This window comes from Brevundimonas sp. AAP58, from assembly GCF_001295975.1.
Classification (GTDB): domain Bacteria; phylum Pseudomonadota; class Alphaproteobacteria; order Caulobacterales; family Caulobacteraceae; genus Brevundimonas.
In genome coordinates, this window is sequence record NZ_LJHU01000037.1 from 1 (window position 1) to 16,176 (window position 16,176).

15 protein-coding genes are annotated in these 16,176 nt (G+C 70.0%); 6 read left to right on the plus strand and 9 right to left on the minus strand.

The window, feature by feature from the left end; genetic code table 11:
- The first annotated feature begins 254 nt into the window (after window positions 1–254).
- Genes IP78_RS05300 through IP78_RS05310 form a run of 3 tightly spaced genes read left to right on the plus strand, consistent with a single transcriptional unit; the run spans window position 255 to window position 3,480 of the window.
- Window positions 255–1,592, plus strand: a complete 1,338-nt coding sequence (locus IP78_RS05300) for an ATP-binding protein (protein ID WP_054110667.1) — start codon at window positions 255–257, stop codon at window positions 1,590–1,592.
- Between the two features lie 33 nt (window positions 1,593–1,625).
- Window positions 1,626–2,267 (plus strand): DUF4893 domain-containing protein, encoded by a 642-nt coding sequence (locus tag IP78_RS05305; protein ID WP_054110668.1) that lies wholly within the window; start codon window positions 1,626–1,628, stop codon window positions 2,265–2,267.
- Between the two features lie 13 nt (window positions 2,268–2,280).
- On the plus strand, window positions 2,281–3,480 hold the full coding sequence (locus IP78_RS05310) for an NAD(P)/FAD-dependent oxidoreductase (RefSeq protein WP_054110669.1): 1,200 nt from the start codon (window positions 2,281–2,283) through the stop codon (window positions 3,478–3,480).
- Window positions 3,481–3,483: 3 nt separating this feature from the next.
- Here IP78_RS05310 and IP78_RS05315 read toward each other — a convergent pair whose 3' ends face one another.
- Entirely contained in the window at window positions 3,484–5,880 is a 2,397-nt protein-coding gene (locus tag IP78_RS05315; RefSeq protein ID WP_054110670.1) for a DNA translocase FtsK, read from the minus strand.
- Window positions 5,881–6,057: 177 nt separating this feature from the next.
- On the opposite strand from IP78_RS05315, the gene IP78_RS05320 reads away from it, so the two are divergent.
- A complete protein-coding gene (locus IP78_RS05320) occupies window positions 6,058–7,311 on the plus strand; it encodes a UbiH/UbiF/VisC/COQ6 family ubiquinone biosynthesis hydroxylase (RefSeq protein ID WP_054110678.1) in 1,254 nt (417 codons plus the stop codon).
- Between the two features lie 102 nt (window positions 7,312–7,413).
- Here the strand turns inward: IP78_RS05320 and IP78_RS05325 are convergent, their stop codons facing one another.
- Window positions 7,414–7,608: a Trm112 family protein gene (locus IP78_RS05325; protein WP_029414886.1), complete on the minus strand. Its 195-nt coding sequence runs from the start codon at window positions 7,606–7,608 to the stop codon at window positions 7,414–7,416.
- A gap of 80 nt (window positions 7,609–7,688) precedes the next feature.
- Between IP78_RS05325 and hisN the strand changes: the two genes are divergently transcribed.
- Window positions 7,689–8,474: a histidinol-phosphatase gene (gene hisN, locus IP78_RS05330; protein WP_054110671.1), complete on the plus strand. Its 786-nt coding sequence runs from the start codon at window positions 7,689–7,691 to the stop codon at window positions 8,472–8,474.
- Between the two features lie 3 nt (window positions 8,475–8,477).
- Here the strand turns inward: hisN and IP78_RS05335 are convergent, their stop codons facing one another.
- The 3 genes from IP78_RS05335 to IP78_RS05345 all read right to left on the minus strand — a co-directional run bounded on the left by IP78_RS05335 (window position 8,478) and on the right by IP78_RS05345 (window position 11,310).
- Window positions 8,478–9,512 carry an alpha/beta fold hydrolase gene (locus tag IP78_RS05335; protein ID WP_082384858.1) on the minus strand — a complete coding sequence of 345 codons (1,035 nt, stop codon included), beginning with the start codon at window positions 9,510–9,512 and terminating at the stop codon, window positions 8,478–8,480.
- Window positions 9,509–10,372: a class I SAM-dependent methyltransferase gene (locus IP78_RS05340; protein WP_156320296.1), complete on the minus strand. Its 864-nt coding sequence runs from the start codon at window positions 10,370–10,372 to the stop codon at window positions 9,509–9,511. The genes IP78_RS05335 and IP78_RS05340 overlap by 4 nt, the downstream gene beginning before the upstream one ends.
- A 137-nt stretch (window positions 10,373–10,509) precedes the next feature.
- Window positions 10,510–11,310, minus strand: coding sequence for a class I SAM-dependent methyltransferase (locus IP78_RS05345; protein ID WP_054110673.1), 801 nt, complete (start codon window positions 11,308–11,310; stop codon window positions 10,510–10,512).
- A gap of 255 nt (window positions 11,311–11,565) precedes the next feature.
- Here IP78_RS05345 and IP78_RS05350 point away from each other — a divergent pair, with 255 nt between their 5' ends.
- On the plus strand, window positions 11,566–12,039 hold the full coding sequence (locus IP78_RS05350; RefSeq protein ID WP_054110680.1) for an Hsp20 family protein: 474 nt from the start codon (window positions 11,566–11,568) through the stop codon (window positions 12,037–12,039).
- A 49-nt stretch (window positions 12,040–12,088) separates the two neighbouring features.
- Here IP78_RS05350 and IP78_RS05355 read toward each other — a convergent pair whose 3' ends face one another.
- The 4 genes from IP78_RS05355 to gpmA form a co-directional block, all read right to left on the minus strand.
- Window positions 12,089–13,339: a pentapeptide repeat-containing protein gene (locus IP78_RS05355; RefSeq protein ID WP_054110674.1), complete on the minus strand. Its 1,251-nt coding sequence runs from the start codon at window positions 13,337–13,339 to the stop codon at window positions 12,089–12,091.
- Complete coding sequence (locus IP78_RS05360) at window positions 13,336–14,607, minus strand: pentapeptide repeat-containing protein (RefSeq protein ID WP_054110675.1); 1,272 nt, start codon at window positions 14,605–14,607, stop codon at window positions 13,336–13,338. The genes IP78_RS05355 and IP78_RS05360 overlap by 4 nt, the downstream gene beginning before the upstream one ends.
- A gap of 63 nt (window positions 14,608–14,670) precedes the next feature.
- The gene (gene ribD, locus IP78_RS05365; protein ID WP_054110676.1) at window positions 14,671–15,294 is read right to left on the minus strand and encodes a bifunctional diaminohydroxyphosphoribosylaminopyrimidine deaminase/5-amino-6-(5-phosphoribosylamino)uracil reductase RibD; all 624 of its coding nucleotides are present in this window, start codon (window positions 15,292–15,294) and stop codon (window positions 14,671–14,673) included.
- On the minus strand, window positions 15,291–16,004 hold the full coding sequence (gpmA, locus tag IP78_RS05370) for a 2,3-diphosphoglycerate-dependent phosphoglycerate mutase (RefSeq protein WP_054110677.1): 714 nt from the start codon (window positions 16,002–16,004) through the stop codon (window positions 15,291–15,293). Before gpmA ends, ribD begins: the two co-directional genes overlap by 4 nt.
- Window positions 16,005–16,176: the final 172 nt, after the last annotated feature.

Here is a 16,176-nt window from a genome sequence, read left to right on the forward strand (position 1 = left end):
CCCGCCGGACCCGCGCGCCGCGCGCCGAACAGGCCGCGACCGACGATGCGGGCGCCCTGCCGGGCTTCCTGACCCGCTCGGCCGCGCCCGCTCCGGCCGCCGCCGACGGCGAGGAGCCTGCGCCGAAGAAGCGCGCGCCCCGCGCCCGCAAGGTCGAGCCGGTCGAGGAATAGGCGTCACGCGCCAGCTGCGCGTGTGGTTTACCTTGATGCAACCTGAGCGTGTCAGCGTCCTTCGTAACGGGAGGACGGACGATGCTGGCTGTGTTGCTGATCTTATCCATGGCGCTAGCCGCCGGATGGGCGGGGGTCCGGTTGTGGCTGGACGCGCGGCGTCACGCGCGGGCGCTGGGGGAGACCAACGCCGGGCTTGAAGCGCGCGTGGCCGAACGCACTGTGGCCCTGACCCAGGCGCTGGTGTCGGCGGGTGAGAAGACCAAGGCGCTTCAGCAGGCCAATGACGCCAAATCGGACTTCCTGGCGGGACTGTCGCATGAGCTGCGCACGCCGCTGAACGCGGTGCTGGGCTTCGCCGAGCTGATGCGGATGAACGCCGAGGCCGAGCCCCTGACGCGACGGCAGGGGCAGGCGGTGGATCAGATCCACGCGGCCGGGCGGCATCTGCTGACGCTCGTAGATGAAGTTCTGGATTTGGCGCGGATCGAGGCGGGGCGGCTCAGCCTTTCGATCGAGCGGGTCGATCCGCAGCTGGTGGTGCGTCAGGTCTGCGACCTGGTGCGGCCGCAAGCCGAAGCCGCGGGCGTCACCCTGTCGGCGCCAGCGCCCGTCGCCGGTCTGGGCGTGACGGCGGACCGGACGCGGCTGCGTCAGGTGCTGATCAACCTGTTGACCAACGCCATCAAATACAATCGCAGCGGCGGCCATGTCTGGGTCGAGATGCGCCAGACGCCGGAGGGCGCGGCCATCGTCGTGCGCGACACCGGCATCGGGTTGCCTGCCGGGCGCATGGCCGAGCTGTTCAAGCCGTTCAGCCGCCTGGGTCGGGAGGAGAGCGGCATCGAGGGGACCGGCGTTGGCCTGGCCGTGTCGCGTCGACTGGCCGAAGCCATGGGCGGGACGATTCAGGCCGAGAGCGTCGAGGGCGAAGGCTCGACCTTCACCCTGCACCTGCCGCCCGCGCGGGAGCCCTTGGCCGTGGTGACGGCCTCGCCGCTGACCGACGAGGCCCTGCCCGAAGCGGTGATGCTCTATGTCGAGGACAATCCGTCCAACATCGCCCTGATGCGTCACGTCGTGGCCGCGCTGGGGCCGATCCAGCTGCATGTCGCCGAGACGGGGCACGAGGGGCTGGCCCTGGCGCGCGACCTGCGGCCAGACGTGATCGTGCTGGACATCAACCTGCCGGGGCTGTCGGGGTTCGAGCTGAAGGCGCGGCTGGACGCCGATCCCCTGACCTGGGGCATTCCCGTGCTGGCCCTGTCGGCGGGGGCGATGCCGGCGGACGTGCGACAGGGGCGCGAGGCGGGCTTCCGCGACTATCTGACCAAGCCGCTCGACATCCGCGCCTTCGCCAAGGCGCTGGACCGGGCCTTGAGCGCGCCGGGCGACGCGGAGCGACCTCGCGCCGCTTGACGGTGGCGGTCGGCTGGGGCTCCCTTCCGGCCCATGCGTATCCTGATTTCGGCGCTCGCCGCCCTGACCGTCGCCGCCTGCGCGAGCACGCCGCCGCCGCCTCCTCCGCCGCCACCCGGAACGGGAGGTCAGGCCGTGCTGAGGGACTGGCGCGGCATCGTCACGGCGACGGACCGGGATCGGTATGCGCGGCGCGACGCAGCCTGGCGGCTGGCGCTGGAACAGGCGCGGCGGCAGGCGGGGTCGGGCGATCTGGACAGCGTCGGCGACCTGATCGATCCCGGCGCGGTGAGGGGCGGGGTGACGCCGCCAGTGGGCGATTATCGCTGCCGGACGGTCAAGCTGGGGTCCCAGGGCGGGGAAGCCGGGCTGGGCTACGTCGTCTATGGCTGGTTCGCCTGCCGCATCGAGCAGACGCCACGGGGGCTGAAGTTCTCCAAGCTGACGGGGTCGCAGCGGCCGAGCGGCCTGCTGTTTCCCGAAACGGACCGTCAGATGGTGATGCTGGGGTCGATGGCCCTGTCGACCGAGCCGCCCGCCAACTCCTACGGCCAGCGCCCCGACCGCGATCTGATCGCGGTGCTGGAGCGGATCGGGCCGGAACGGTGGAGGCTGGTCCTGCCGTGGCCGCAGTATGAGTCTAACCTCGACCTGATCGAACTGGTCCCCGCCTGAGCGCCGGTCTCAGATGACGGGCCGCGACATCGCCGTCGTCGGGGCGGGGCCGACGGGGCTGGCGCTCGCCCTGCTGCTGAAGCGGCAGGGGCGAAAGGTCGTCATGCATGAGCGGTTCGCCGAGGCGCGGCCGATCGGGGCGGGCTTCATGCTGCAGCCGACGGGGCTGCATGTGCTGGACCGGCTGGGGCTGACCGAGAAGGTCGCGGCGCTGGGCCAGCCGCTGAACCACATCTTCGGGCGCGAGGCGCGGCGGGGTCGTGTGGTGCTGGACGTCAAGTATTCGGACCTGAAGTCTCCGCGTCCGGACGGGCTGAACGCGGTCGGCGTGCATCGGGCGGCGATCTTCCATGTGCTGCACCACGCCTGTCTGGCCGAGGGCGTCGAGTTCGTCACCGACCAAGAGATCGCGTTGGCGTCGGACGGGCGGATCGTGGACGCCAAGGGGACGGCGAGCGCCGTGTTCGACCTGGTCGTGGATGCGTCGGGCGCGCGGTCGCCGATCGCGCGAGACCTGCTGAAACGTCAGGGCGGCAGGCGGACTGAGCTGGAATGGGGCGCGGTCTGGGGGACGGTCCCGTGGCCGGGCGATCCGTTCGACGAGGGGGCGCTGGAGCAGGTCTATCGCGGGGCGTCGCGGATGATCGGGGTGCTGCCGTGCGGGGCGCGGCCGGGATCGCCCGATCGGCTGGCGACCTTCTTCTGGAGCCTGAAGCCCGACGATCACTCGGCTTGGGTGTCGGCGGGGATGGAGCGGTGGAAGGCCGAGGTGCTGAGCCTGTGGCCGCAGACGGCGCCCGTGCTGGACGCCATTCCGGACGCCGAAGCCCTGACCTTGGCGCGCTATGGCCACCACACCCTGCCCCTGCCGGTGGCGGACCGGCTGGCGGTGGTGGGGGATGCGGCCCATTCGACCAGCCCCCAGCTGGGCCAGGGCGTGAACATGGGGCTGCTGGACGCCCTGACGCTGGCCGATGCGCTGAACACCCACGCCGAGCTGGACGAGGCGCTGATGGCCTATGCCCGCATCCGGCGGTGGCACATCCGGCTCTATCAGACGCTGAGCTGGGGGTTCACCCCCTTCTACCAGGCCGATGGCAAGGTTCTGCCCTGGGTGAGGGACCATCTGCTGGGCAAGGTCGCGCGCCTGCCGTTCGCGGCGCGCATCCTGGCGGCGACGGTGTCGGGGGTGCTGCTCGACCCGAGGCGCTAGGCCTCACACCATCGGCGGTGGGCCGGCCAGGACGTCGCGTTTGCCGGCGTGGTTGGCGGGCGAGACGACGCCTTCCTGCTCCATGCGCTCGATCAGGGAGGCGGCGCGGTTGTAGCCGATCTGGAGTCTACGCTGGACATAGGAGGTCGAGGCCTTGCGGTCGCGGGTGACCACGGCCACGGCGCGGTCGTAGAGGTCGTCGCCCGAGCCTCCGCCGCCGTCCTCGTCGAAGGCATTGTCGCCGTCGCCGTCCGGATCGTCGGTGATCAGGTCGAGATAGTCGGGCTCGGCCTGAGACCGCAGATGCTTGCAGACCTCCTCGACCTCGCCGTCGGTGACGAAGGGGCCATGCAGGCGGGTGATGCGGCCGCCGCCGGCCATATAGAGCATGTCGCCCTGGCCCAGCAGCTGTTCGCCGCCCTGCTCGCCCAGGATGGTGCGGCTGTCGATCTTGGAGGTGACCTGGAAAGAAATCCGGGTCGGGAAGTTGGCCTTGATCGTGCCGGTGATGACGTCGACCGACGGCCGTTGGGTGGCCATGATCAGGTGGATGCCTGCGGCCCGCGCCATCTGGGCCAGGCGCTGGACCGCGCCTTCCACATCCTTGCCGGCGACCAGCATCAGGTCGGCCATCTCGTCCATGACGACGACCAGATAGGGCATGGGCTCGGGACGGATCTTCTCGGACTCGAAGACCGGGCGGCCCTGGTCGTCGAAGCCGGTCTGGACCGTGCGTTCGAAATGCTCGCCCTTGGCCTGGGCCTCGCGGGCGCGCTCGTTGTAGCTGGCGACGTTCCTGACGCCGAGCTTGGACATGCGGCGATAGCGGTCCTCCATCTCCCGCACGGTCCATTTCAGGGCGACGACGGCCTTCTTCGGATCAGTGACGACGGGGGCCAAGAGGTGCGGGATGCCGTCATAGACCGACAGCTCCAGCATCTTGGGGTCGATCATGATGAAGCGGCACTCGGCGGGCGAGAGCCGGTACAGGATCGACAGGATCATGGCGTTGACCCCGACCGACTTGCCCGAGCCGGTGGTGCCCGCGATCAGAAGGTGCGGCATGCGGGCCAGGTCGGCGACATAGGGCTCGCCGCCGATCGTCTCGCCGAGCGCCAGCGGCAACAGGTGGGCGGGCTTGCCGTATTCGGACGAGGCCAGCAGGTCACGCAGATAGACGGTTTCGCGCTTCAGATTGGGCAGTTCGATGCCGATGGCGTTGCGGTTGGGAACGACCGAGATGCGGCAGGCGCGGGCCGACATGGAGCGGGCGATGTCGTCCGACAGCGCCACGACGCGGCCGTGCTTCACGCCCGGCGCGGGGACCAGTTCATAGAGGGTGACGACCGGGCCGGGGCGGATCTGGTCGATCACGCCCTTGACGCCGAACTCGGCGAGCACGCCCTCCAGCATCTTGGCGTTCTGCTTGAGCGCCGTCTCATCAACGGAGGCGACGCGGGCCTGGGGCTTGGCCAGCATGGCCAGGGGCGGCAGGTCGAAGTCGCCTTCGGGCCGGGCGAAGTCGAAGGCGGCCTGGGCGTCGTCGACGGCCTTCTTGGAGGTCTTGGCCGGCTTGGGGGCGGCGACGCGGGGTTCGGGTGCGGAACGGGCGGACGGCGCGGCGGGCGCGGGCTCGTCCCAGGGCAGGGGGGCGCTGTCGTCCTCGTCCTCGGGCAGTTCGAGGCGGGCGGGGCGGCGCGGGGCCTTCTGGGGCGCGGCGATCTCCGGCTCCAGGACCGGTCGGCGGCGGGTCGGGGTCGGCGCGACCGGGACGGGCGCGCGGCGCAGGCCGCCGAGCCAAGCGGCGGCGTCGCCGAAGTCGGACGCGCGCAGGCCCACGGCATAGCCGCAGGTCCACAGGCCGAAGGCGAGGAAGATCAGGCCGCCGACGATCTTTCCGCCGGGGATGTCGAGGCCGCGGAACAGGCCGTCGAACAGGCCGATGACCGCGTCGCCCCACAGGCCGCCGAGGCCCGAGGCGAGCGGCCAGACGGCCGGGGCGGCGAGCGCCGACAGGGCGCCGGCGAGCGACAGGACGCCGGCGGTGGCGGCGAGCGCCTTCAAGGGCGTGGGCTTGAGGCGTTGCTGGATGGCGTCGCCGATGGCGGCGGCCAGACCGAAGGCGACGATCAGGGCGGCGGCGGGCCAGGCGGCCAGGCCGATCGACTGCATGAACAGATCGGCGAACAGGGCCCCGTTCGCGCCGAGCCAGTTGGTCGGGGCGGCCGAGGAGGCGGCGTTCAGGCTGGGGTCCGCCGGATTCCATGACACCAGCGCGATGACCAGCAACGTCGCCAGCAGGGCCTGCAGCACGCCCCGGAACCGCACCACGAAGGGCGCGTCCCACAGGATGAGGGCGCTTTCCCAGGCACGCTGACCGATGGCGAGGGCGGCGGACATTCACGGCTCCGGACGAAGGACGCCGCAGTTTGGGCGGGACAGGGTTAAGGGGCTGTTTACCGGAAGAGGCAGCGGGCAGCGGGCAACGGCACGCCCGGTAGAGGCCAACGGTCGCGGCTCACCGAGGCGTCGCATCTGCTATTGCCTGTTGCCTGTTGCCTGTTGCCTATGAGCTTCATGACCCCTCCCCAGACCCATGACGTCATCGTCGCCGGCGCCGGCCTCGCGGGCGCGACCTTCGCGCTCGCGGCGGCGAGCGGGGGGCTGCGGGTCGCGCTGATCGATCCCCAGCCGTTCCCGGTTCAGCTGGCGGAGACGTTCGACGGGCGGTCGACGGCCATCGCCTGGTCGACGTTCCGCATGCTGGACGCGCTGGGGCTGGGCGAGCGGTTGCGGCCGCATGCGTGCCGGATGGATCGTATCCTGGTGACCGACGGGCGGCGGCCGGGCGCGGCGTCGAAGGCCGCGTCGCCGACCTTCCTGCGGTTTGACGCCGAGGAAGTGGGCGATGCGACCGGGGGCGAGCCCCTCGGATACATGGTCGAGAACCGTCGCATCCGCGCGGCCCTGGCCGAGGTGCTGGCGGAAAGCTCCGTCGAGCTGATGGCCCCGGCGGCGGTGGAAAGCGTCGACGGGTCGGGCGCGCGGGCGGTCGTGACGCTGAAGGACGGTCGGGTTCTGGTCGCGCCGCTGATCGTGGGTGCCGAAGGGCGGGGATCGCTGGTGAGGAAGGCCGCCGGGATCGACACCGTCGGATGGGGCTATGGCCAGTCCGGCGTGGTGGCGACGGTGCGGCTGGACCACGACCATGGCAATGTGGCGCACGAGTACTTCCTGCCGGGCGGACCCTTCGCCATTCTGCCCCTGACCGACCGGCGGGCCAGCCTGGTCTGGACCGAGACGACGAAGGCCGCCGAGGCCCTGCGCGATTGCTCGGACGCCGCCTTCCGGTCGCACCTGATGCGGCGCTTCGGCGAGTTCCTCGGCGAGGCCCGGCCGGAGGGGCCACGGTTCGTCTATCCGCTGGCGCTCGAGCTGGCGACGAAACTGACGGGGCCGAGGACGGCGCTGATCGGCGATGCGGCGCATGGGGTGCACCCCGTGGCGGGTCAGGGGCTGAACATGGGGCTGAAGGACACCGCCGCGCTCGCCGAAGTGCTGATCGAGGCGGCGCGGCTGGGCGAAGACATCGGGTCGGAGACCGTGCTGGACCGCTACGCCCGCTGGCGGCGGTTCGATATCCTGGCGCTGGCGGCGGGCTTCGACGGCTTCGTGCGGCTGTTCTCCAACGACCTCGCGCCGGTGCGGCTGGCGCGGGACCTGGGCATGGCGGCGGTCAACCGCATCGCACCGCTGAGGAAGGCCTTCATGGGCGAGGCCGGCGGGGCGATGGGCGATCTGCCGAAGCTGCTGAGGGGCGAGGCGGTCTAGGAAGGTTCGAGGTTCTAGGGGCTAGGTTTTAGGGAGGTGGAGCAGCGACCGGCGTCGCACGACTTCCATAGTGCCTCGAACCTCAAACCTGGCACCTGCCACCTAATCCAGCTGCCGCGCCTCTTCGGCCAGCATGATCGGCACGCCGTCGCGGATGGGGAAGGCGAGCTTGGCGCCCTTGGAGATCAGCTCGTTGGCGGCGCGGTCATAGTCCAGCTTTCCGCGCGTGACCGGGCAGACCAGAACCTCCAGCAGGCGGGGATCGACGGAAGCCGGGGTGTGGAAGGCGTCGCTCATCAAGGGACCTGGCGGATTGGAGATCGGGCGTCGCCACGATACACGAGCGCTGCGCCCCAGCCAAAGCCCCCGGATCCCGAATGACCGAATACGAAGCCTTCGCCCTGGAGCTGGCCGCAGAGGCCGCGCGGGTCACCCTGCCGCTGTTCCGCAACGAGGCCGCGGCCGAGAACAAGGCGGGCGAAGGGGCCTTCGATCCGGTGACTGAGGCCGACCGGGGCGCCGAAGCCGCGATCCGGCGGATGATCGCAGCGCGCTATCCCGACCATGGCGTGATCGGCGAGGAATACGGCGAGGATCGGCCGGACGCCGAGCACGTCTGGGTGCTGGATCCGGTCGATGGGACCCGGGCCTTCATTTCCGGCCTGCCGCTGTGGACCACGCTGATCGCCTTGAGACAGGCCGGGCGGCCGACGGTGGGCGTGATCGCCCAGCCCTATCTGGACGAGGTCTTCCTGGGCGGGCCGTCGGGCGCGCGGCTGGTGTCGCGGGGCGGCGAGCGGGCGATCCGGGTGCGCGCATGTCCGCGCCTGACCGAGGCGGTGATCGCCACCACCGATCCGGACATCTTCACCCCGGCCGAGTTCGGCGCCTGGACCCAGGTGCGGGCGGCGGCGCGGCTGGCCCGGTTCGGGTGCGATGCCTATGCCTATGCCATGGTGGCGATGGGCCGGATCGACCTGGTGGCCGAGACGGGGCTGAAGGAATGGGACTGGTCGGCGCTGGTCCCGGTGATCGAGGCCGCGGGCGGGCAGGTGACGGACTGGACCGGGCAGCCGCCTTCGGGCGACGGGCGGATCATCGCGGTCGGGGACGCGCGAGTGCGCGAAGACGCCCTGCTGGCGCTCAAGCGCGGCGTGCGCTGACCCTCAGGCGGCGGGGGTTTCGTTGGCTTCGGCCGGGGCCACGGGCGCAAGATCGTTCACCGGCGAGACGTAATCGGCCATGGCGTCGAACTCGGTCAGGAACACGGCCCTCAGTTCGTCGGTTTCCATGATCACCTCGTGCTTGGCCCCGGCGACCTCGACGTAGCGGCCCCGACCCAGGCGCTTGGCGGCCCAGCGATTCGTTTGCTTCCAGACCTTGTCGTCTTCGGACGCCTGGACGAGGGTGCAGGGAATCTTGACGGATTTCAGGGCCTTGGGCTTGAGCGCCCGCTCGCCGGCGTCCAGAGCGAAGGCCAGCCAGCCCCAGGTCGGGCCGCCGACCGCCAGATGCGGACAGGCGAACAGCTGTTGCCGCCACAGCTCGTAGCGTGTCTCGTCGGACGTCAGAGCGTCCTTCTCGAAGGTGTGGTCGAAGGGATCGTCCGGGTCGTCCAGCACGAAGTCTCCGGCCTTGCCGTGACGCACGTTCCAGCGAACCGCCAGTTTGACCGACCACATCGACCGCTTGCCGGTTTTCACCCGCAGCATGGGGCTGGACAGGACGGCCCCGGCGAAGCGGCTCTCGCCCGCCTCGAGCGTCAGTAGGTTGAGCGCGCCGCCCATCGAATGGCCGACCATGACCCAGGGTTTGGGCGCGCGGGCTTCGAAGGCGTCCAGAAGGCGGGCGTAGTCGTCGAGGAACTCCTCGACCGCGCGGGCGTGGCCTTTCAGGCGATCGGGCAGCAGGCGGGCGGACAGGCCCTGGCCGCGCCAGTCGTGGGCCAGAACGCACCAGCCCCGCGCCAGAAAGTTACCGATCAGCTCGAAATACTTCTCGATCGGCTCGGTTCGGCCGGGCGACAGGACGACCGTGCCGCGCGGTTTGGCGGCGACGAGCGTCGACGGCGTCCAGAAGGCGGCGCGCAGGCGCAGGCCGCCGGCGCCCCGGAACCATTCGCCCTGGCCGCCGGGCGGGGCGGCGGCTCCGGGCACGCCCATCAGGGGCGCATTGGCGGCGAAGGCGGCGGCGCGGTTCACTCGGGCTTCCGGAACTTGAGGGTCATGCGATCGCTCTCGCCGATCTCGCGATACGGCGCAGAATCGAAGGTCGGGTCGGGCGGCGAACCGAGCGGCGCGGTCAGGAGGCGCGGCGGCAGGGTCTCGACGCCGAAGGGATGGTCCTTGTCGTCATCGGGGTTGGCATTGATCTCCGACGCCGCCTCGAAGATGAAGCCGGCCTCGGCGGCCAGTTGTTTGACGAAGGCTTCCTGGACGTAGCCGTCCGCGGCGGCCGGGTCCTGGTCCTGATCGGGACCCAGACGATGCTGCTCGACGCCGAGGATGCCGCGAGGACGCAGGGCGGCAAAGGCGTCCGCGAAGGCCTTCTCCGCGATGCCGGCCGCCATCCAGGCATGGATGTTCCTCATGAACAGGACCATGTCGGCGGTGCCGGCAGGGGCAACCGGACCGGTCGTGGCCCCGAACTGGCTGAACTTGACCTCTCCGTACAGGCGGCGGTCGGAGCCGAAGCGCTGTTCGAAGTTGGCGTTCAGCGCCGCCTGGGCCGGGTCGGCACCTGGGGCGGTCGAGAAGCCTGCAGCATAGTATTCACCACCGCCTTTGGCCAGGTAGGGCGCGAGGATCTCGGTGTACCAGCCGCTGCCGGGCCAGAACTCGACCACCGTCATGGCCGGTTGCAGGCCGAAGAAGCGAAGCGTTTCGAGCGGATGACGCCAGGTGTCGCGGGCTCGGTCCGCTGCTCGCCAGGGACCGGCAATGGCCCACTCCAGCGATCCTTCGGGCGGCCCGGCGGGCGTCTCTGGACCCTCTTTCTCGACTTCGCGGTCGCCGCAGGCCGAGAGGGCACCAACGGCGATGAGGCCGCTGGCGACCAGCATGGCCCGCCTTGACGGTCCCTCTGACCCCGACCGCTTATCGTCCCGCATTCGTCATTCCTGCCCCGCCGCCGCCAACCCGCGACGCCGTCCCGGAAGCGGTTGGGATAGAGGGCTTCGTCTGGCGCGTCAAAGCCCGATCAGGCGGGCTTTCGGAACCGCAGGGTCATGCGGTCGCTCTCGCCGATAGCGTCGTACTCGGCGCGCTCGGCCTCGGTCAGGGGCGTGGCGCGATCGTTCGGATTGCCCTGACGGGGAGCGGAGTTACGGACCGGCGGAAGGGTCCAGACGCCATAGGGGTGATCCCGGTCGTCATTCGGGTTGGCGTTCATCTCGCTGCGATCATCGAGCACGAAGCCTGCGCGTTCAGCGGCGGCGATGACATAGGCCTCCGAGACATAGCCGAACGGGGCTGTAGCGTCGGGATTGGTTCCCTCAGCGGCGCGATGCTGTTCGACCGCCAGAACGCCGCCCGGCTTCAGCGCGCCGAAGAAGGCGGTCATGAAGGCGTCGGTGCGACCGGCCCGGTGCCAGTTGTGGAAAGCGCGGGCGACCAGGACCATGTCGGCCGTCCCGGCCTCGACGCCCATGCCTTCGCCGGGGTTGTTGACGGCGACGTAGCGGCCCCCGGTCTGGGCCAGATAGGGCTGCAGGATCGCGGACCACCAGCCGGCGCGGCCCGGCTGAATCTCGACAACTGTGGAGCCAGGCGTCAGGCCCCAGAAGGTCAGGGCCTCGTAAGGACGACGCGCGCCGTCGCGAGCCCGGTCGGCCGCGGAGCGGGTGTCGGACGCGATCGCGGCCTGCAGCGCGGCGTCTTCCTGAAGGACTGGCGGGGCCGCGGTCAGAGCGTTCGCTCCTGTCGCGGGCATGGCCTGCGCCCCAGCGGTGGTCGTCGCCAGCAGGGCGGCAGTGGCAAGGGCGATCATAGAAGCGCGCATGAACAAGGTCTCCCGAAGCGTCGTTATGATTGGCCGCGACCATACCCGCGACGCTTGATCGGGCAAGTGACGATCCGGCGACGGCCGGGGTCTTGACGCCGCACCGGGGCGCACCATCTGACGTTCCGAGAGCGCCGATCCCGGGCTCTCGCGGACGGTTCGGGGCCCAGATCGGGACCGGGCGGTTCGATCCCCACTGCCGACCCGGGTAAAACGCGGGGCGGCTCCATCTTGCTGACTGATCAGGAGATCGACATGCGTACCATCGACTTCACCCCGCTCTATCGTTCAGCCGTCGGCTTCGACCGCTTGGCTTCCCTGCTGGAAAGCGCCGCGCGCACCAGCCAGGAGAACGGTTGGCCGCCCTACAACATCGAGACGACGGGCGAGAACGCCTATCGCATCGAGATCGCTGTCGCCGGCTTCAAGCCCGACGAGCTGAACATCGAGGTCAAGGAGAACCTGCTGACCGTCACGGGCCGCAAGACGGCCAACGACGACGGCGCGGCGAACCGGACCTATCTGCATCGCGGCCTGGCCGAGCGTGACTTTGAGCGCCGCTTCCAGCTGGCCGACTATGTGATCGTGACCGAGGCCCGCCTCGACAACGGCCTGCTGTCGATCGAGCTGAAGCGCGAGCTGCCGGAAGCGCTGAAGCCCCGTCGCATCGAGATCGCCTCGACTGCGACCGGTCTCATCGAAGGCAAGGCCAAATCCAAGGCGGCGTAAGCCCGGGATCTGGTCGATCCATGGGGGCGGCCTGCGGGCCGCCCCTTTTTTATGCGGCTGCGATCTCGGGCAGGCCGGTGGCCCGGTCCAGTCGCGCGTCTGTCAGGTCCGAACCCGCAAGATTTGCCCCTGTCAGGTCTGCGCCGGATAGATCCACACCGGTCATGTTCGCCTTGCTGAAATCGGTGCGGCGCAGCTCGGCGTAGCGAAGGCGCGCGCCAGACAGGTTGGCCGGAATGGAGCGGCTCGGTCCGAGCGGCAGGGGGCTGAGGTCGGCGGCGGTCAGGTCGGCCTTGGTCATCAGGGCACCGCCCAGCCGGGCCCCCCGAAGATCAGCCTGGCAAAGACGGGCCCCCCTAAGATCGGCGTTTTCAAGGTTGGCCCCCTGAAGCGCAAGGCCGCGCAGATCGAGGCCGGCCAGGCAGGCACCTTTGGCGCTCATGGCCGACAGTTTCAGCCCCTTTAATCGATCACCGAGCGGCCGCAGGTCCTCGCCGTCGAAGATGGCGGCACCGCCCAGCGCGCCGCCGCTTTCGACCCAGGCATTGGCGTCGAGCGCCATCTGGAACAGCTCTTCGGCTCGCGCGATCGCGGCCGGGTCGGGATCGCGGATGCAGCCCGTGGTGTCGGTGCGGTCCAGCTTGGCCGTGTCCATGGCCACGCCACTGAGGATGGCACCGCACAGGCGAGCCCCAGCGAGGTTGGCGCCCGCGACGGCGGCGCCCTCCATCTGGGCACCGGACAGATCGGCGTCCTTGAGATTGGCACCGGTCAGGTTGGCGCCGCGCAGCGAACAGTCGGTGAAATCGGCCTTCATGGCGCTCATGCCATCGAAGCGCGATCCATCCAGCGTAGCGCCGGAGAAGCGCGCGCCGTCGGCCTGGCCGCCCCGGGTCTCGTGCCGGGCGGCGGCAAGACCCTTGGTCTCGTGCGGCACAGCGATGACGCCTTCGCGAAAGTCGGCCTGGGTCAGGTTCGCTTCGGACAGGTCCGCGCCCTGAAGGCATGTCCCCCGAATGTCGGCCCGGACCAGTCGCGCACGGGTCAGATCGGCGCCGCGCAAGTCGCAACCAAAGAGCACGGCCCGTTCCAGCCGTGCCCCGGCCATGTTGCACCCCTGCAGAACCGAGCCCGAGAAGTCGGCGTCATCGAGAATGCGGTGCGCCATGCTGACGCCGGTCAGATCGACGAACTTCAGCGACAGCTTGCGCCCGCCGGGTTTGCCGGCGACGAAGCGTTCGTGGGCGGCGGCGAAGAGGTCGAAGTCGCCCTGGCCCAGGCGGCGGCGGTTGATCGTCATGCGGACGCCTCCACCGGTTCGAGGCCGCGCACCCCCGTCAAGACGGCTTCGGCGAAGTCGGCGTTTCGGGCCTGAACACCGTGCAGCACGGCGCGGGTGAGGTCGGCGCGGACCAGGATCGCCCGGCGGATATCGGCGCCCGATAGGTCGGCGGCCCGCAGGACGGCTCCGGTGAGATCAGCCGGCAGCAGGCGCTCGGGCCCGAGCATGAGAGGGCCGAGCTGAGCTTCTCGCAGATCGGCGCCATTCAGTCGGGCCCCGGTCAGGCGAGCGCCTCGCAGGTCGGCGCGCCGCAGATTGGTCGAGCGCAGATCGGCGCCCTCCAGATGGGCGCCCTGAAGCTGCACACCTTCCATGTTCAGGCCGTAGAAGACGGCGCGCCTGGCCGAGAGCGCCGTCAGGTTCAGACCAGTGATGGAGCCAAGGGCTCTCAGGTCCACATCGTCGAACACCGAAGGCTGGCCCTCGGCTCCGCCAGTCTCGCACCAGACGGCATGCTCATGCAGCATATCGGCGGCGGGCAGCTTGGCGACCGGGGAACCGGACGAGCGGGTGTCGGTCAGGGCGCCTTCCAGGTTCGCTCCGTCGGTGCGCCACATGGCCGAGGTCACGCCCACCAGAACTGCGTCGCGCAGATCCGCGCCCGTGAGGTCCGCGCCCGAAAGATCGGCTCCGGCCAGGTCCGCTCCCCGGAAGCTGGCGGCCTTGAGGTTGGCTCGGACCAGCTTGCAGTCCTTCATGATGGCGTCTGAGAAGTCGGCGGCCTGTGCGGCAATGCCTGAGAGGCGTGACCGCTGAAGGTTGGCCCCAACGAGCGATGCGCCTTGTGCTTCGGTGGGGCTACGAGTCTGGGCCTCGATCACGCGAAAGCCCACGGACTTGTCGGCGGCGGCGATGGCACCCTCGCGCAGATCGGCCTCGAACAGGTCGGCGCCGGACAGATCGGCTCCGCGCAGACAGGCCCCGCGCAGGTCGGCCCGGCGCAGCGAGGCGTCGACCAGGATGGAATCCTGCATATCGGCCCCGAAGAAGGCCGCGTTGTCGAGACGCGCGCCGGTCAGGTCCGCGCCGATCAGGCAGGCGGCCGAGAAGTCTGCATCGGCGAGATTGCGACCCTTCAGGTTGAGACCCGACAAGTCCATCCAGGCGAAGACGGCGCGCGCGCCGCCGGGCCGCGCCTGCCACAACCGGTCGTGCCGGGCGCAGATCGCGTCGAGCTCCTGCTGGCTGATGCGGCGCCGGACGACGCCTTCCTGAACCGCTGACATGGTCCCATTGTGGGACAGCGGCGCTTAAGGAAGGTTTTCGGAAACAACGATTCCTGAACCGCCTCAGGTCGTCAGCAGACCCTGGTCGGCGAGCGCATCGGCGAGCTCGCCCGGCCCTGTCCAGAGACGAGTGTAGCCGGCCTCTCCCAAGCGCTTCAGTTCGGTGACCAGATCGGCGCGAGGGCTGGCGGCAAAGCGGGCGTCGAACCCCTGGCCGTCCTCGCTGATGCGGACCATGGGGCGTCCGGTTTCGTGACGATGGAGGAAGCCTTCCGAAAGGACGGTGGCCTGATCGCCCATGAGGCCCGTTTCAACATTGACGCCCGCCTGACGCAGGCGCTCGGCACCCCGGCCGGCAGCGAACGGCGAGGGATCAAGGGCGGCGACGACGACGCGGGCGACCCCGGCCTCGGCCAGGAACTGGGCGCAGGAGGCGCGGCCGGACGAGCGGGCGCCGCAGGGTTCGAGTGTGACGTAGGCCGTGGCCCCGCGCGCGGCCTCTCCGGCAGCGGGTACCGCCTGTTCCTCGGCATGAGGACGGCCGCCGGGGGCGGTAGCGGCTTCGGCGATCACCTCGCCGTCCTTGACGAGAACGCAGCCGACCGCCGGATTGGGCCAGGTCTGCCCCATGCGGGCCAGCGCCAGGTCAATGGCTCGGGCCATGAAGCGGGCGTCGTCGGCGCTCATGCGGCTTCTGGCAGGGGCTGGGCGCGAGCGGCGTCCAGATAGCGGGCCGCGGTCGGCTTGAGGTCGGAATCCAGTTCGATCTCCAGCGGATTTCCAGTTGGGATCTCGACGCCGACGATCCGGTCATCGGGCACGCCGAACAGGTGCTTGACGATGGCGCGCAGCGAGTTGCCGTGGGCGGCCACCAGCACGTCCTCCCCCGCCGCCAGACGTGGCGCGATCTCGGCGTTCCAGTACGGCAGGACCCGGTCCAGCGTGGTCTTCAGGCTCTCGGTCTTGGGGATGGTCTGGCCAGCGTAGCGGGGGTCGGCGTCGAAATTCCACTCCGATCCGGGCTCCAGCGGCGGCGGGGGGATGTCGTAGCTGCGTCTCCAGACCTTGACCTGGTCCTCGCCGTGCTTTCTCGCCGTCTCGGCCTTGTCCAGCCCGGTCAGGCCCCCGTAGTGGCGCTCGTTCAGACGCCAGTCCTCGATAACGGGAACGTCGGTCAGCCCCGCCGACTGCAAGGCCAGGGCCCCCGTGCGTTTGGCTCGCGTGAGGACGGAGGTGAACATCACCGCTGGATGGAAACCTGCCTCTGCAATCATTTCGCCCCCGCGCCGGGCCTGGGCCTCGCCCTCCGCCGTCAGGTCCACGTCAACCCAGCCGGTGAAGCGGTTCTCCAGATTCCACTGGCTCTGGCCGTGGCGCAGCAGGATCAGGCGGGGCATGGGATCTCCAGAAAGCCAGGGTTCTTCGGGGTAGGCGGGCCTCTTTCCGGGGTCAAGCCGGGAGCGCCCCGTGTTCGGTGAGCGCCCGGTGTTCGGTCGCCTTGTTGTCGGCTTCGGACCCCCCGTCTATACCCCCGCCGTGCCCTGACAACGGGCTGTCCATAGGAAAGCC

What these genes read in the sequence shown, in the direction of transcription:
- IP78_RS05320 (WP_054110678.1), top strand. Translation starts at nt 6,058, where the DNA reads ATGACCCCTCCCCAGACCCATGACGTCATCGTCGCCGGCGCCGGCCTC.
- gpmA (WP_054110677.1), bottom strand. Translation starts at nt 16,004, where the DNA reads ATGCCCCGCCTGATCCTGCTGCGCCACGGCCAGAGCCAGTGGAATCTG.
- IP78_RS05360 (WP_054110675.1), bottom strand. Translation starts at nt 14,607, where the DNA reads ATGTCAGCGGTTCAGGAAGGCGTCGTCCGGCGCCGCATCAGCCAGCAG.
- IP78_RS05305 (WP_054110668.1), top strand. Translation starts at nt 1,626, where the DNA reads ATGCGTATCCTGATTTCGGCGCTCGCCGCCCTGACCGTCGCCGCCTGC.
- IP78_RS05340 (WP_156320296.1), bottom strand. Translation starts at nt 10,372, where the DNA reads ATGCTGGTCGCCAGCGGCCTCATCGCCGTTGGTGCCCTCTCGGCCTGC.
- IP78_RS05350 (WP_054110680.1), top strand. Translation starts at nt 11,566, where the DNA reads ATGCGTACCATCGACTTCACCCCGCTCTATCGTTCAGCCGTCGGCTTC.
- IP78_RS05355 (WP_054110674.1), bottom strand. Translation starts at nt 13,339, where the DNA reads ATGACGATCAACCGCCGCCGCCTGGGCCAGGGCGACTTCGACCTCTTC.
- IP78_RS05315 (WP_054110670.1), bottom strand. Translation starts at nt 5,880, where the DNA reads ATGTCCGCCGCCCTCGCCATCGGTCAGCGTGCCTGGGAAAGCGCCCTC.
- IP78_RS05310 (WP_054110669.1), top strand. Translation starts at nt 2,281, where the DNA reads ATGACGGGCCGCGACATCGCCGTCGTCGGGGCGGGGCCGACGGGGCTG.
- IP78_RS05345 (WP_054110673.1), bottom strand. Translation starts at nt 11,310, where the DNA reads ATGCGCGCTTCTATGATCGCCCTTGCCACTGCCGCCCTGCTGGCGACG.
- ribD (WP_054110676.1), bottom strand. Translation starts at nt 15,294, where the DNA reads ATGAGCGCCGACGACGCCCGCTTCATGGCCCGAGCCATTGACCTGGCG.
- IP78_RS05325 (WP_029414886.1), bottom strand. Translation starts at nt 7,608, where the DNA reads ATGAGCGACGCCTTCCACACCCCGGCTTCCGTCGATCCCCGCCTGCTG.
- hisN (WP_054110671.1), top strand. Translation starts at nt 7,689, where the DNA reads ATGACCGAATACGAAGCCTTCGCCCTGGAGCTGGCCGCAGAGGCCGCG.
- IP78_RS05300 (WP_054110667.1), top strand. Translation starts at nt 255, where the DNA reads ATGCTGGCTGTGTTGCTGATCTTATCCATGGCGCTAGCCGCCGGATGG.